General features: G+C 64.8%; 14 protein-coding genes. 10 read left to right on the forward strand and 4 right to left on the reverse strand.

All coding sequences use genetic code 11. The annotated features are described in order from the left end of the window. Positions 1–35: 35 nt before the first annotated feature. The gene (gene tyrS, locus QX041_RS07080) at positions 36–1,289 is read right to left on the reverse strand and encodes a tyrosine--tRNA ligase (RefSeq protein ID WP_316164773.1); all 1,254 of its coding nucleotides are present in this window, start codon (positions 1,287–1,289) and stop codon (positions 36–38) included. Positions 1,290–1,482: 193 nt separating this feature from the next. Between tyrS and QX041_RS07085 the strand changes: the two genes are divergently transcribed. Beyond that, complete coding sequence (locus tag QX041_RS07085; RefSeq protein WP_316164774.1) at positions 1,483–2,586, forward strand: anhydro-N-acetylmuramic acid kinase; 1,104 nt, start codon at positions 1,483–1,485, stop codon at positions 2,584–2,586. Positions 2,587–2,668: 82 nt separating this feature from the next. Then, complete coding sequence (locus QX041_RS07090) at positions 2,669–3,346, forward strand: glutathione S-transferase family protein (RefSeq protein WP_316164775.1); 678 nt, start codon at positions 2,669–2,671, stop codon at positions 3,344–3,346. Positions 3,347–3,535: 189 nt separating this feature from the next. Here the strand turns inward: QX041_RS07090 and QX041_RS07095 are convergent, their stop codons facing one another. Together QX041_RS07095 and QX041_RS07100 are read right to left on the reverse strand one after the other, a co-directional pair. Further along, the gene (locus QX041_RS07095) at positions 3,536–4,183 is read right to left on the reverse strand and encodes an alpha/beta hydrolase (RefSeq protein ID WP_008971476.1); all 648 of its coding nucleotides are present in this window, start codon (positions 4,181–4,183) and stop codon (positions 3,536–3,538) included. A 318-nt stretch (positions 4,184–4,501) separates the two neighbouring features. Next, the gene (locus tag QX041_RS07100) at positions 4,502–5,293 is read right to left on the reverse strand and encodes a LytTR family DNA-binding domain-containing protein (protein ID WP_316164776.1); all 792 of its coding nucleotides are present in this window, start codon (positions 5,291–5,293) and stop codon (positions 4,502–4,504) included. Positions 5,294–5,465: 172 nt separating this feature from the next. Between QX041_RS07100 and QX041_RS07105 the strand changes: the two genes are divergently transcribed. The 8 genes from QX041_RS07105 (at position 5,466) to QX041_RS07140 (ending at position 13,163) form a co-directional block, all read left to right on the forward strand. Further along, on the forward strand, positions 5,466–6,629 hold the full coding sequence (locus QX041_RS07105) for a cysteine desulfurase family protein (RefSeq protein WP_316164777.1): 1,164 nt from the start codon (positions 5,466–5,468) through the stop codon (positions 6,627–6,629). An 84-nt stretch (positions 6,630–6,713) separates the two neighbouring features. Next, a complete protein-coding gene (gene sufB / locus QX041_RS07110; protein ID WP_315712155.1) occupies positions 6,714–8,210 on the forward strand; it encodes a Fe-S cluster assembly protein SufB in 1,497 nt (498 codons plus the stop codon). A gap of 114 nt (positions 8,211–8,324) precedes the next feature. Further along, positions 8,325–9,077 (forward strand): Fe-S cluster assembly ATPase SufC, encoded by a 753-nt coding sequence (gene sufC / locus QX041_RS07115; protein ID WP_315712154.1) that lies wholly within the window; start codon positions 8,325–8,327, stop codon positions 9,075–9,077. 22 nt (positions 9,078–9,099) lie between these two features. After that, a complete protein-coding gene (gene sufD, locus QX041_RS07120) occupies positions 9,100–10,413 on the forward strand; it encodes a Fe-S cluster assembly protein SufD (RefSeq protein WP_316164778.1) in 1,314 nt (437 codons plus the stop codon). Next, on the forward strand, positions 10,410–11,657 hold the full coding sequence (locus tag QX041_RS07125; protein WP_315712152.1) for a cysteine desulfurase: 1,248 nt from the start codon (positions 10,410–10,412) through the stop codon (positions 11,655–11,657). Before sufD ends, QX041_RS07125 begins: the two co-directional genes overlap by 4 nt. Next, positions 11,654–12,025, forward strand: a complete 372-nt coding sequence (locus QX041_RS07130) for an SUF system Fe-S cluster assembly protein (protein ID WP_315712150.1) — start codon at positions 11,654–11,656, stop codon at positions 12,023–12,025. The genes QX041_RS07125 and QX041_RS07130 overlap by 4 nt, the downstream gene beginning before the upstream one ends. A gap of 61 nt (positions 12,026–12,086) precedes the next feature. Continuing rightward, entirely contained in the window at positions 12,087–12,488 is a 402-nt protein-coding gene (locus QX041_RS07135; protein ID WP_315712149.1) for an iron-sulfur cluster assembly accessory protein, read from the forward strand. A 117-nt stretch (positions 12,489–12,605) separates the two neighbouring features. Further along, a complete protein-coding gene (locus QX041_RS07140; RefSeq protein WP_316164779.1) occupies positions 12,606–13,163 on the forward strand; it encodes a TfoX/Sxy family protein in 558 nt (185 codons plus the stop codon). 31 nt (positions 13,164–13,194) lie between these two features. Here QX041_RS07140 and QX041_RS07145 read toward each other — a convergent pair whose 3' ends face one another. Next, positions 13,195–14,262, reverse strand: a complete 1,068-nt coding sequence (locus tag QX041_RS07145; RefSeq protein ID WP_315751668.1) for a GGDEF domain-containing protein — start codon at positions 14,260–14,262, stop codon at positions 13,195–13,197. Positions 14,263–14,424: the final 162 nt, after the last annotated feature.

The raw sequence follows: 14,424 nt of genomic DNA on the forward strand, positions 1-14,424 counted from the left end.
GGCCTTCCCTGACAAGCAGGCAAAAGCGAATGCGGCTATGCAGGCCTGACCAGCACGTGGCGCTTCTTGCCCAGCGACAGCTTGATCACGCCCTCGCTGGTCAGTGCAGCCGGCGTCAGCGCCATCTTCTCGTCGGTGACCGCAACGTCGTTGACGCGCAGGCCGCCGCCCTTGATCTGCCGCCGCGCCTCGCCGTTGGAGCCGACGAGGCCGGCCTTGACGAAGGCGTTGAGCACGCCAAGGCCAGCGTCGAGCTCGGCCTGCGGCACCTCGACCGTCGGCAGGTTCTCGGCGATGGCGCCTTCCTCGAAGGTGCGGCGGGCGGTCTCGGCAGCGGTGCGTGCCGCCTCTTCGCCATGCAGCAAGGTGGTGGCCGCGTCGGCCAGTGCCTTCTTGGCCTCGTTGATCTCGGCACCCTCAAGTGCACCGAGCTTCTCGATCTCGGACAGCGGCAGCGTGGTGAACAACTTGAGGAACTTGACGACGTCGGCGTCCTCGGTGTTGCGCCAGTACTGCCAGAAATCATACGGGCTGCACTGGTCGGCATTGAGCCAGATCGCGCCCTGCGCGGTCTTGCCCATCTTGGCGCCGGATGCGGTGGTCAAGAGCGGCGTGGTCAGCGCGAAGAGCTGCTCGGTGCCCATGCGGCGGCCGAGCTCGACGCCGTTGACGATGTTGCCCCACTGGTCGGAGCCGCCCATCTGCAGCCGGCAGCCGGTGCGCCGCGCCAGCTCGACGAAGTCGTAGGCCTGGCAGACCATGTAGTTGAACTCGATGAAGCTCATCTCCTGCTCGCGCTCGAGCCGCAGCTTGACCGAGTCCATGGTCAGCATGCGGTTGACCGAGAAATGCCGGCCAATGTCGCGCAGCATCTCGATCCAGTTCAGCTTCGTCAGCCATTCGGCATTGTCGAGCATGATGGCATCGGTGGCGCCATTGCCGTAGCGCAGCACCTTGGCGAACACGCCGCGGATCGACGCCTTGTTGGCCTCGATCTCCTCGACCGTGCGCATCGCCCGCGTCTCGTCCTTGCCGGAGGGATCGCCGACCATGGTGGTGCCGCCGCCCATCAGCGTGATCGGCTTGTTCCCGGTCTGCTGCAGCCAATACAGCATCATCATGGTCAGGAAGTTGCCGATGTGCAGCGAGCGTGCGGTGCAGTCGTAGCCGACATAGGCGGTCGCCTGGCCCTTGGCGGCGAGGGCATCCAGCCCCTCGAAATCCGAGCACTGATGAATGAACCCGCGGCTCTGCAGCACGTTCAGGAAATCAGACTTGAAGCCAGTCATTGTCGGCGACTCTGAGCATTTGTTTACGGTATTGACCGCTTGTCGCGGGGACGTGCGGGAGGCACATGCCACGGATACGGGCGTTGTGGCATTATAAGATGCGCCGGGCTTGTACAAGCATGTGCACGGCCTGGGCGGGACCTCAAATCGGCCGTACTTGGCAAGCAGGGCAGGGTTTTCAGGTTCGACTGCAATGATTCTGACCGCACTTGGCCTCATGAGTGGCACCTCGCTCGACGGGGTGGACGTGGCCCTGATCGAGACCGATGGGCGGCAGATCAAGAGCCTCGGTCCCTCGGGCTACCGGGCCTATAGCGCCGCGGAGCGCAGCCTGCTGCGCGAGGCGCTCGCCGATGCGGTGCAGATCGAGCGGCGCGATGCGCGTCCCGGACGGGTGCGCGACGCCGAGCGCGTCGTGACGGTGGCGCATGCCGAGGCGGTCGCCGCGTTCCTGGCGCAGCACCGGCTCAAGCCCGAGGACATCGACATCATCGGCTTCCACGGCCAGACCGTGCTGCACCGCCCCGAGCGCCGCCTGACCGTGCAGATCGGCGACGCGGCCGTGCTCGCCAAGTCCGTCCACATCCCGGTGATGCACGATTTCCGCGCCGCCGACGTCGATTTCGGCGGGCAGGGCGCGCCGTTCGTACCCGTCTATCACCGCGCCCTGGCGCAGTCGCTGTCGCGCGCGGGGCCGATCGCCGTGGTCAATATCGGCGGCGTCTCCAACATCACCTATATCGACGGCGACGACGTGCTGATCGCCTGTGACACCGGTCCCGGTAATGCGCTGCTCGACGATTTCATGCACCGGACCACGGGACAGCCATTCGATCAGGACGGCCGCGTGGCGGAGCAGGGCAACCCGGACGAGGCCTGGATCACCAGCGCGCTGGAAATGCCCTTCTTCGCGCTGCCGCCGCCGAAATCTCTCGACCGCAATGATTTTGCCGCGCTGAAGCTGGGCGATGTGAAACCGGCGGACGGGGCCGCGACCCTGACGGCGTTCACGGTCGCAGCGATTGCCCGCATCGTCCCGCTGCTGCCGAAGCCGCCGGCGAGCTGGATCGTCTGCGGCGGCGGCGCCCGCAACCATACCATGATGCGGATGCTACGGGAGCGTGTCGCGCCGGCGAGCGTCGAATCGGCCGATGCGCTGGGCTGGTCGGCGGACGCCATCGAGGCCCAGGCGTTCGGCTTCCTGGCGGTCCGCGGCATGAAGGGCCTGCCGCTGAGCTATCCCACCACCACCGGCGTGCCGTTTCCGATGACCGGCGGAGTGATCGCGCGGCCATGATCCATGCATGTGCGTGGACCTTGACAGTTTGATGCAGATGCATCTAGTTTTGATGCATCTGCATCAAACTGCCGAGGATGTCATGGCGCCTGCCCTGAAGCTGATCAGCCACAAGCTCTGCCCCTATGTGCAGCGCGCCGTCATCGCGCTCACCGAGAAGGGCGTCGCATTCGAGCGGATCGACATCGATCTCGCCAACAAGCCCGACTGGTTCCTGAAGATATCGCCGCTCGGCAAGGTGCCGGTGCTGGTCGTGCCGACGGCGCAAGGCGAGGTGGCGCTGTTCGAGAGCAACGTGATCTGCGAGTACATCGAGGACACGCAAGCCGGCGCGAGGCTGCATCCCGAGGACGCGCTCGCGCGTGCGCAGCATCGCGCCTGGATGGAGTTCGGTTCAGCGATCCTCGGCGATCTCTGGGGCCTGGAGACGACGCAGGATGCCGCGGTGTTCGCGGCCAAGCGCGAGGCGCTGACGGTGAAGTTCGTCCGCGTCGAGGCCGCGCTGGGCGAGGGGCCGTATTTCGATGGCGTCCGCTTCAGCCTGGTCGACGCCGTGTTCGCACCGATCTTCCGGTATTTCGATGTGTTCGATGGCTACGGCGATCTCGGCATCTTTGCGTCGACGCCGAAGGTTCGGGCGTGGCGCGATCGGCTCGCGCAGCGGCCGAGCGTGAGGACGGCGGTCAGCGCCGACTATCCGCAGCTGCTGCGCGCGTTCCTCGCGCGGCACGATGCGTATTTGTTGAAGCAGGCGGCCTAGGAACGTTGTTGTCGTGCCGGGCGTTTACGCCACTCACAGTGCCATCGCCCGACTTGAACGGGCGATCCAGTATTCCGAGACCCTGATGATCAGCCGAGAACCGCGGCGTACTGGATCGCCCGCTTTCGCGGGTGATGACAGCAGTGCGTCAAGGGGCGTCCGTTCGAACATCCGGCAACGCGCGCGACCTCACCTCACATTGGCGAGGCGCATGTCGAGATAGGCGGTGATGGTTTCCATCAGCGGCTCGAGCTTGCCGTCGAAGAAGTGGTTGGCGCCGGGGATGACCTGCTGGTCGATCACGATGCCCTTCTGCGTCTTCAGCTTCTCGACCAGCGTGTTGACGTCCTTGGGCGGCACCACCGCATCGCGCTCGCCGTGCACGATCAGGCCCGAGGACGGGCAGGGCGCCAGGAACGAGAAGTCGTAGAGGTTGGCGGGCGGCGCGATCGAGATGAAGCCCTCGACCTCCGGGCGGCGCATCAGGAGCTGCATGCCGATCCAGGCGCCAAACGAGAAGCCGGCGACCCAGCAGGCGCGAGCTTCGGGGTTGATGGTCTGCGCCCAATCGAGCGCGGAGGCCGCATCGGACAGCTCGCCGGTGCCGTGATCGAACGAACCCTGGCTGCGGCCGACGCCGCGGAAATTGAAGCGCAGCACCGAAAAGCCGCGATGCGCGAAGGCATAGTAGCACTGGTACACGATCTGATGGTTCATCGTGCCGTGGAACTGCGGATGCGGATGCAGGATCATCGCGATCGGCGCGTTCTTCTGCTTCGCCGGATGGTAACGGCCTTCGAGGCGGCCGGCCGGACCGTTGAAGATGACTTCAGGCATCAGAGAATCCTTGGCAGAGCGTCGACCGACTTCGTCCATGCTTCATCTGGCGCCTCGCCGACGAGTTCAGCAGGAAAAGTGGTGATCGAGCGCCATCCGTTCGCTTGGACGGAGCAGCGCTGGCGTGACTGGAAGTTGGCCTTCTAGCATGGAGCGCGGGGCAAAAAGCAAGGATTTTCAACGCCCGGCAAGGCGGCTGCGGCAGGGATGCAGACCGGGCTGCCGATACAGCGGCGGGGCGAAGCGGTCGCGGAACGTGATCCGAATGCGCCTGCAATTCGATGAAAATACTGGCGTTTTCGTCTGAGGCCCGGCCGTTCAGCGCAGCGACGCCGTGTGCTCCAGTTGCGCAACGGCGCTGCGATAGCGGCGGCTGCCCTGCGCGGATTGTCCGTTGTCGAAGGTCAGGCCGAAATCGCCCGTTGGCAGGACCGAAAGCGCGGCGACCCGGGCCATGTTGACCAGCCGGCCGCGGTGGATGCGGACGAGCGCGAAGCGGGCGAGCTCGACCTCGGCGGCCGACAAGGTGCCGCGGATCAGATGTCGCCTGCCGTCGGCCATGGCATATTCGACGTAGTTGCCGGCCGCGGCGACCCACAGGATGTCGGCCGGCGAGATGCGGATGCGGCTCGCGCCGTCGCGCAGCCAGAGCGTGGCAGGGGCAGGCGGCTCGGATCGCCGTGCCGGCTCTCGGACAGCGCTCGCGCGATAGCCGTCGTACAGCCAGAGCGTGGCACCGATGAGGAGCGCCGTCATGACGTCCTTGCGGAACTCGTACACGATGGTGGCCAGCGAGAGCTGGAAGTCGTACGCGCCGCCCGCGGTCCACATCAGCAGCTTGCGCAGCGTCACCATGCCGATCATGTGAAGCGCAGAGAAGGCGACCACGGCGGCAATTGCGAGCGCGATGTGACGTGCCATGGCAGCCGGGCCCAGCCGGATGGAACGAACCGTAGCGACCAGCAGCGGCGCCAGCAGGATGAGGACGACAATGCTCGTCATCTCCCACAGCAACTGCTTTTCCAGATCATAGGCCGCGCCCCGCCTGACGGCATCGTGGGCGGCGGAAAGGGCGTTGACGACGCCGATGCCGAGCGAGAACCCGGCCATGATCGCGTAGAAGGTCCGATCATTCGGACGCAGCATCGAGCCGACAAGCTTGTTCATGGCACCGGACCCGCTATCTCAATCTTGCGCCCGACGATATCACGCTGGCCGTCGCGCATCATCATGGCGCGGGCGAGCGATGGTCGTTCGTGGCCCGAGTTGATAAGAACGAGCCATGGCCGACAGGATCTATCTCGACTGGAATGCGACGACCCCGCTGCGACCGCAAGCGCGCGCGGCGATTCTCGCCGCCATGGATCTGGTCGGCAATCCCTCGTCGGTTCACGCCGAAGGCCGCAAGGCGCGGCGGCTGACCGAGGAGGCCCGCGAGGTGATCGCCCGGGGGCTCGGTACCGTCGCGCGCCGTGTGGTGTTCACCTCCGGCGGAACCGAGGCCAATGTGCTCGCCTTGAGCCCAGGCCTGCGCGCGCCGGCCGGCCCGGTCGAGCGGCTGCTGGTGTCGGCGGTCGAGCATGCCTCGGTGCTGGCCGGCGGCCGGTTCGCGCCATCAGCGGTGCAGACGATCCCGGTCGACTCCTCCGGCGTGGTCGATCTCGGCCGCCTGGAAGCCCTGCTGGCCGGAGGGCCGCCGGCGCTGGTATCCGTCATGGCCGCCAACAACGAGACCGGGGTGCTTCAACCGGCTTCGAAAGTTGCTGAGATCGTGCACCTGGCGGGCGGCCTGCTGCAGGTCGACGCGGTCCAGGCATTTGGAAAAATACCCTTCGATATCAAAGAGATGGGCGCAGACCTTGTAACCATCTCTGCGCACAAGATCGGCGGACCCAAGGGCGTGGGCGCGCTGGTTCTGGGCGCTGGTGTGGAGGAGCCGATTCCGGTTCTCCGCGGTGGCGGCCAGGAGCGCGGTCGCCGGGCTGGAACCGAAAACGTGGCAGGAATTGCCGGATTTGGCGCCGCGGCCGGTGCTGCCCTGGCTGAGCTCGAGGTCGACCTGCCCCGGATCACGGCGCTGCGCGACCGGCTGGAAACGGGCCTTCGTCAAACCGCTGGCGTGACGGTATTTTCCTCCGAGGCGGCGCGGCTTCCGAACACGACGCTGTTCACGGCGCCGGGGCTGAAGGCCGAGACGGCCGTGATCGGGTTCGATCTCGAAGGAATCGCGGTGTCTTCCGGCTCGGCCTGCTCGTCCGGCAAGGTCCAGCCCTCCCATGTCCTGGAAGCGATGGGCGCCAGTTCCGCAGCGGCCCAGGGAGCGGTGCGCCTCAGTCTGGGCTGGTCCACGACGGAGGCGGACGTCGATCGCGGCCTGCAGGCTTGGCGAAAGCTGTCATTGACCCTACTTAAAGGTGGCGACGAAACCGTGCTTGAGCGATTCTAAGGGCGTGATTTCGTCGAGGAAACGTCGTAAGACGGTTCCAGAACGTGTCCACCGCGGTCCTTGAAACCGCGAGCGGAGGATTGAATGCCAGCCGTACAAGAGACGGTCGACCGCGTCAGGCGGATCGACGTCGACCAATATCGCTATGGGTTCGAGACCGTCATCGAATCCGAGAAGGCTCCGAAGGGGCTTTCCGAAGACACCGTCCGCTTCATCTCGGGCAAGAAGAACGAGCCCGCCTGGATGCTCGAATGGCGCCTCGAGGCCTATCGCCGGTGGCTGACCATGACCGAGCCGACCTGGGCGCGCGTCGACTATCCGAAGATCGATTTCCAGGATCTCTACTACTACTCGGCGCCGAAGCCGAAGAAGCAGCTCTCCTCGATCGACGAGATCGATCCGGAGATCCTGAAGACCTATGAGAAGCTCGGCATTCCCTTGCGCGAGGTTGCGATCCTCGAAGGCGTCGAGCCCGTGCCCGGCGCCGGCAGCCCCGAGACGCGCAAGATCGCGGTCGACGCCGTGTTCGATTCGGTGTCGGTGGCGACCACGTTCAAGGAGGAGCTGAGGAAGGCCGGCGTGATCTTCATGCCGATCTCGGAGGCGATCCGCGAGCATCCTGAGCTCGTACAGAAATATCTCGGCAGCGTGGTGCCGACCTCGGATAATTTCTATGCGACGCTGAATTCGGCGGTGTTCTCCGACGGCTCGTTCGTCTACGTGCCGCCGGGCGTGCGCTGCCCGATGGAGCTGTCGACCTATTTCCGCATCAACGAGCGCAACACCGGCCAGTTCGAGCGCACGCTGATCATCGCCGACAAGGGCGCCTACGTAAGCTACCTCGAAGGCTGCACGGCGCCGCAGCGCGACGAGAACCAGCTGCATGCCGCCGTGGTCGAGCTGATCGCGCATGACGACGCCGAGATCAAGTACTCGACGGTGCAGAACTGGTATCCGGGCAATTCGGAAGGCAAGGGCGGCATCTATAATTTCGTCACCAAGCGTGGCGACTGCCGCGGCGACAATTCCAAGATCTCCTGGACCCAGGTCGAGACGGGATCGGCGATCACCTGGAAGTATCCGAGCTGCATCCTGCGCGGCGACAATTCGCGCGGTGAGTTCTATTCGATCGCGATCTCGAACGGCTATCAGCAGGTCGATAGCGGCACCAAGATGATCCATCTCGGCAAGAACACGACCAGCCGGATCATCTCCAAGGGCATCGCGGCAGGCCGCTCGCAGAACACCTATCGCGGTCTCGTCACGGCGCATCGCAAAGCCACCGGCGCGCGCAACTTCACCGCCTGCGATTCGCTCCTGATCGGCGACAAATGCGGCGCGCATACCGTGCCGTATATCGAGGCCAAGAATTCCTCGGCCACCTTCGAGCACGAGGCGACCACGTCCAAGATCTCCGAGGACGTGCTGTTCTACTGCATCCAGCGCGGTCTTTCGCAAGAGGAGGCGGTCGGGCTCGTCGTCAACGGCTTCGTCAAGGACGTGCTGCAGCAGCTCCCGATGGAGTTCGCGGTCGAGGCGCAGAAGCTGATCTCGATCAGCCTCGAAGGTTCGGTCGGCTGAGGCCACATTGCAGCGGGGCCGCGGCGCGGCCCGCTCGTGCTGACATCGATATCATTCGCCCTCGGACCCGATGGAATCGGTGGCGCCAGGGCAAGCGTTGAGCGGAAACAGATCATGGCACTACTCGAAATCAACAACCTGCAGGTTCGCGTCGAGGAGCGCGAGATTCTCCACGGCCTGACGCTGTCGATCGACGCCGGCAAGGTGCACGCGATCATGGGGCCGAACGGCTCCGGCAAGTCGACGCTGTCCCACGTCATCGCCGGCAAGCCGGGCTATGAGGTGACCGGCGGCGAGATCCTGTTCAAGGGCGAGGATCTGCTCGCCATGGCACCGGACGAGCGTGCCGCCAAGGGCGTGTTCCTGGCGTTCCAGTATCCGGTCGAGATCCCCGGCGTCGCCACCATGACCTTCCTGCGCACCGCGCTGAATGCGCAGCGCAAGGCGCGCGGCGAGGAGGAGTATTCGACGCCGGACTTCCTCAGGAAGGTGCGCGAGATCTCGAAATCGCTCAGCATTCCGCAGGACATGCTCAAGCGCGGCGTCAATGTCGGCTTTTCCGGCGGCGAGAAGAAGCGCAACGAGGTGCTGCAGATGGCCCTGTTTCAGCCGTCGCTCTGCATCCTCGACGAGATGGATTCCGGCCTCGACATCGACGCGCTGCGCATCGCGGCCGACGGCGTCAACGCGCTGCGCTCGCCGGAGCGCTCGATGATCGTGATCACCCACTATCAGCGGCTGCTGAACTACATCGTCCCCGACGTCGTTCACGTGATGTCGAAGGGCCGCGTCGTGAAGAGCGGCGGCAAGGAGCTCGCGCTCGAGCTGGAGGCGTCCGGTTACGCCCAGTTCGAAGACGCGGCCTGAGCCTCGCGTGAATGGATCTGTGATGAACGTAGCTTTGGTCAAGAACGACAGCGGTCCGGCGGCGAGCAGCTTGCTCTCTGCCGCTTTGGGCCGTCTGCCCGGCACCGGCAAGGTGGCCGATATCCGGCGCGAAGCCTTCTCGGCTTTCGAGCGCACCGGCCTGCCGCACCGTCGTATCGAGGAATGGAAGTACACCGATCTGCGTGCGCTGATGCGCGAGGTGCTGCCGCTGGCCGACGCGCCGGACGCGGCGGCGCTGGCGCGGGCAAAAGCCGTGCTAGCTTCTGTTGCCGTCGACGGTGCTCGGAAGCTGGTGCTGGTCGACGGCGTGTTCGTGGCGGAGCTCTCGGATATTTCGGCCTCCGAGGATGGTGTCGAGGTTCACACGCTTCGCGAGGCGCCGCAGAGCGCCGGCAGCGAGCGGCTGCTGGAGACGACCGTCAACGATGCGATGGTCCTGTTGAACGGGGCGCTTGCGACCGACGGAGTCCTGATCTCCGTGGCGGACGGTGCAATGCTCTCGCATCCGCTGCAGATCATTCACATCGCGACAGCATCGCAAGCATCGCGTGCCAGTCGCTCACATCTTTCGGTAGGGAACGGCGCGCAGGCCACCTTGATCGAAAGCGCGATCGCCGCCGATGGTGCCTCAGGCTATCAGGCCAATGACGCCGTGGTCGTCTCCCTCGGTGATGACGCTGCGCTGTCCACCATTCGCCTGATGCGCGATGCCAGGGACGCCGTTAACATCACTTCAGCCAAGTACGAGGTCGGTGCGCGGTCGAAACTCAATCTCTTCAACATGACGACAGGCGGCGCCGTCAGTCGTCTGCAGGGCTTCATTACTCTCAAGGGCGAAGGCAGCGAGCTGATCATCAACGGCGTCAACCTGCTGCGTGACAAGCAGCATGGCGACCTGACGCTCGTCGTCGACCACGCGGTGCCGGGCTGCACCAGCCGCGAAAACTTCCGCGCGGTGCTCGACGATCGCGCTCATTCCGTGTTCCAGGGCCGCATCATCGTCCGCCCCCACGCGCAGAAGACCGACGGCAAGATGATGACCCGTGCGCTGCTGCTGTCCGACGAGGCCGAGGCCGACTCGAAACCGGAACTCGAGATCTTCGCCGACGACGTCTCCTGCGGCCACGGCGCCACCGCTGGCGCGCTCGACGACAGCCTGTTGTTCTATTTGCAGGCCCGCGGCCTGCCGGAGAAGCAGGCCCAGGCGCTGCTGATCCAGGCCTTCGTCGGCGAGGCGATCGAAGCGATCGAGGACGATTCCTTGCGCGAGCGCGTCATTGCTGCTGCCCAGGACTGGATGGAGGCGCGCGCATGAGCACGCATCCCGCCGTCTCCAACGGATCCTACGACGTCGCCCGCATCCGCGAGGATTTTCCTGCGTTGGCGCTGCAGGTCTACGGCAAGAAGCTCGTCTATCTCGACAACGCGGCGTCTGCGCAGAAGCCGCGCGCGGTGCTCGATCGCATGACGCAGGCCTACACCAGCGAATACGCCAACGTGCATCGTGGCCTGCACTATCTCGCCAACGCCGCGACCGAGGCCTATGAGGGCGGCCGCGAGCGGGTCACGCGCTTTCTCAATGCACGGCGCAGCGAGGAGATCATCTTCACCCGCAACGCGACCGAGGCGATCAATCTCGTGGCGTCGTCGTGGGGCGGACCGAACATCGGCGAGGGCGACGAGATCGTGCTCTCGATCATGGAGCACCATTCCAACATCGTGCCCTGGCACTTCTTGCGCGAGCGCCAGGGCGCGGTGATCAAGTGGGCTCCGGTCGACGACGACGGCAATTTCCTGATCGACGAGTTCGAGAAGCTGCTCACGCCGAAAACCAAGCTGGTCGCTATCACCCAGATGTCGAACATGCTCGGCACGCTGGTCCCGGTGAAGGAGGTCGTGCGCATTGCGCATGCGCGCGGCATTCCGGTGCTGGTCGATGGCAGCCAGGCCGCCGTGCACCTCGCCATCGACGTCCAGGACATCGACTGCGACTTCTACGTCTTCACCGGCCACAAGCTGTACGGGCCGACCGGCATCGGCGTGCTCTACGCCAAGTACGACCACCTCGTTGCCATGCGCCCCTACAATGGCGGCGGCGAGATGATCCGCGAGGTTGCGCGCGACTGGGTCACTTATGGCGATCCGCCGCACAAGTTCGAGGCTGGCACCCCGATGATCGTCGAGGCGGTTGGGCTCGGCGCCGCGATCGATTACGTCAACTCGGTCGGCAAGGAGCGCATCGCCGCGCACGAGCACGACCTGCTCACCTATGCCCAGGATCGGCTGCGCGAGATCAACTCGCTGCGGCTGATCGGCACCGCCAAGGGCAAGGGCCCTGTGATCTCGTTCGAGATGAAGGGGGCGCATGCCCATGACATCGCGACCGTGATCGATCGGCAGGGCGTCGCGGTGCGTGCGGGCACGCACTGCGTGATGCCGCTTTTGGAGAGATTCAACGTCACGGCGACCTGCCGGGCCTCGTTTGGCATGTACAATACGAGGGAAGAGGTCGATCAGCTTGCACAGGCATTGATCAAGGCGCGGGAATTGTTTGCATGACCGACACGGCCGACGTCAAAACTCAGTCCGTCGAAACGCATTCGGCGCTGCCGCCGGAGGAGACCGAGCGGCTCTCCAGCGAGATCATCGCGGCGCTGAAGACGGTGTTCGATCCGGAGATCCCGGCCGACATCTACGAGCTCGGCCTGATCTACAAGGTCGACATCAAGGACGACCGCAGCGTCGACGTGATGATGACGCTGACGACGCCGAACTGTCCGGCGGCGGGCGAGCTGCCGACCATGGTGGAGAACGCGATCGCGAGCGTCCCGGGTGTCGGCGTCGTCAACGTCAGCATCGTCTGGGAGCCGCAATGGACGCCGGACCGGATGAGCGACGAGGCCCGGCTCGTCCTGAACATGTGGTGAGACGAGCGGGCACGAAGTTTGAATAGTAAGGGCGGATCACATACCCCGCCGGGATGACGCCATGACCAGCACGACGAATTCGACAGCGCCTGTTGCCAAGCCCAAGCCGCGGCCCCGCCCGCAGGTGATGCGGCTCACCGATGCGGCGGCCAAGCGCATCCGTGAGCTCACCGATCGCGCCGAGTCCGAGATCATCGGATTGCGTGTCGGCGTCAAGAATGGCGGCTGCGCCGGTCAGTCCTACACGGTCGAGTATGCCCATGATATCCGGCCGACCGACGAGGTCGTCGAGGACAAGGGCGTCAAGATCCTGGTCGATCCCAAGGCCGTGCTGTTTCTGCTCGGCACCGAGATGGACTATCAGGCTGACAAGATGCAGGCCCAGTTCGTCTTCAACAATCCGAACCAGATCAGTGCCTGCGGCTGCGGCGAGTCGGTGCAGCTCAAGCCGGCCGAGGTCTGATCGTCCGCTTCCAGCCAGTGCGGCTCCGGAGCTGTCGCGTTCCGGACATTGACACGCGCCACCTTCCCGACCGAAAACTCCAGGCGAGCAAGTGGGGTGTTGGCGGGAGCTGGCGCGATGGACCGCGAATTCCTGATCGATCTGTTCGCCGGCTTCGGTCCGGTCACGATCCGGCGGATGTTCTCCGGCTTCGGCATCTCCGCCGACGGCATCAACTTCGCGCTCGCGCTGCGCAGCGGCCTTTATCTCCGTGCTGACGAAACCAGCTTTGCCAGATTCGAGGAGGCCGGATCCAAGCCGTTTTCCTACGAGACCCGCGCGCGGACCATGACGGTGCGGTCGTATTGGCAGGTGCCGGCACATCTGTTCGATGACACCGACGAGTTCGCGGTCTGGGCGAGAGATGCATTCGCAGCGGCCCAGAGGGCGGCCTTGAGCAAGCGGACCAGCAAGAAGCGGGCGGCGCGGGGCAACGGACTGGTCCCGACCCGGGGTGGGGCGAAGCCTGGACCAACCAAGCCGGCAGTGAAAAAGACCAAGCCGGCCAAGACGGGAAAGGTGGCCAAGAGCGTTGACAAGAGCGCAGACAAGCGTCCCGCCGGTCGCAAAACACGCAGCGCGACAGTGGCGCGGGGCCGGCAGACGTCGCGCGCAGCATCATCGCGAACACGCTGATGCTCCATATGCGTCGCTGGCGACCTTGCCGTCAGGCGACCTGACCTCGCGTCGTCGTCGCGTATTCGGGATCGTTCTCGCATACCACCTTGTTGCGGCCGTTGCGCTTGGCGGCATAGAGGCAGGCGTCCGCGCGCTCGATCAGGGCGTCGGTGTCATCGCCGGCCCGCAGCACGGATACGCCGACCGAGATGGTCACACGTCCGAGAATCTCTCCCGTCGATTTCTTCTTGAGCTCCTTTGCCGTGACGGCGCGGCGGATGTGATCGGCCACCGTCAGCGCGTGCTGTAGCGAGGTGTTGGGCAGCACGACGGCGAACTCCTCGCCGCCGTAGCGCGCTGCGATATCCTGGCCCTTGATGGCGTGCTTCAGGGTCATCCCGACCAGGCGCAGTACCTGGTCTCCGGTGAGATGTCCGTAGGAATCGTTGAAGGACTTGAAGTGGTCGATGTCGAACATCAACAGCGACAGCGGCTGCTCGGTCGCGAGCCCGGACTGCACCGTCGTCTCGATCATCCGGTCGAAATATTTGCGATTGCCGAGGCCGGTGAGGGGATCGGTCAGGCTCTCGGCCCGAATCACCTCCAGGCTGTGCTGCAGCCCGCTGATCTCGTCCTTGGACAGCGTCAGCCGCTCTTCGAGGATCCGGTTGGTTTCGCGCATCTGCTTGGTCGAATGGGCCAGCGCCTCGATGATGTCGACCAGTTGCTCGCGGCTGGTGGCCGACGCGAGTCGTTGATCGGCGCCCGCGAGGCTCGCATCGTAGCTCGCCGTCCTGCCGAGAGCATCGGTGAGCATGTTCACCAGGTCGTCGATCTCGCCGACGACGCGCGCGCCGACCTTGTCGATGCGATCCGACGTCTTGAGCTGCGCGAGGTAGGAGTCGTAGAGCTGATCGAGATCGGACTGCGACAGCTTGCCGTTGCGCGAAAGCGTCTCGTTGATGATCTCGTTCAGCGGTGCGTTGTAGCCCGTCGCGTAGACGTACCAGACCTCGTAATTGCGCGGATTGGCCGAATGGCGGAGCGTTCTGATCTGGCTGAGCGCGACTTCGGCGAAGCCTATCGTGCGTTCGTGTTCGTCAAGCGCATTGACCACCACAGGTTCCCCCCAATCGCCCGCGTCGCCGTCGTCGTCACAGCAATGAAATAAACAATGCCGGCCAAGCTAAAGGACGTTTGTGAACCAGGGGTAAATACGGCCGTAGAGTCCCGGATGCGCCGCGCCGTGGATACGGGAACGGCAGCTCATATGTTCAAT

The sequence above is a fragment of the Bradyrhizobium sp. SZCCHNRI2009 genome (assembly GCF_032485115.1).
Classification (GTDB): Bacteria; Pseudomonadota; Alphaproteobacteria; order Rhizobiales; family Xanthobacteraceae; genus Bradyrhizobium.

Bases quoted from the DNA above. Each gene is read 5' to 3' on its own strand.
- tyrS (WP_316164773.1), bottom strand. From the start codon at position 1,289: ATGACTGGCTTCAAGTCTGATTTCCTGAACGTGCTGCAGAGCCGCGGG.
- QX041_RS07085 (WP_316164774.1), top strand. From the start codon at position 1,483: ATGATTCTGACCGCACTTGGCCTCATGAGTGGCACCTCGCTCGACGGG.
- QX041_RS07090 (WP_316164775.1), top strand. From the start codon at position 2,669: ATGGCGCCTGCCCTGAAGCTGATCAGCCACAAGCTCTGCCCCTATGTG.
- QX041_RS07095 (WP_008971476.1), bottom strand. From the start codon at position 4,183: ATGCCTGAAGTCATCTTCAACGGTCCGGCCGGCCGCCTCGAAGGCCGT.
- QX041_RS07100 (WP_316164776.1), bottom strand. From the start codon at position 5,293: ATGGCCGGGTTCTCGCTCGGCATCGGCGTCGTCAACGCCCTTTCCGCC.
- QX041_RS07105 (WP_316164777.1), top strand. From the start codon at position 5,466: ATGGCCGACAGGATCTATCTCGACTGGAATGCGACGACCCCGCTGCGA.
- sufB (WP_315712155.1), top strand. From the start codon at position 6,714: ATGCCAGCCGTACAAGAGACGGTCGACCGCGTCAGGCGGATCGACGTC.
- sufC (WP_315712154.1), top strand. From the start codon at position 8,325: ATGGCACTACTCGAAATCAACAACCTGCAGGTTCGCGTCGAGGAGCGC.
- sufD (WP_316164778.1), top strand. From the start codon at position 9,100: ATGAACGTAGCTTTGGTCAAGAACGACAGCGGTCCGGCGGCGAGCAGC.
- QX041_RS07125 (WP_315712152.1), top strand. From the start codon at position 10,410: ATGAGCACGCATCCCGCCGTCTCCAACGGATCCTACGACGTCGCCCGC.
- QX041_RS07130 (WP_315712150.1), top strand. From the start codon at position 11,654: ATGACCGACACGGCCGACGTCAAAACTCAGTCCGTCGAAACGCATTCG.
- QX041_RS07135 (WP_315712149.1), top strand. From the start codon at position 12,087: ATGACCAGCACGACGAATTCGACAGCGCCTGTTGCCAAGCCCAAGCCG.
- QX041_RS07140 (WP_316164779.1), top strand. From the start codon at position 12,606: ATGGACCGCGAATTCCTGATCGATCTGTTCGCCGGCTTCGGTCCGGTC.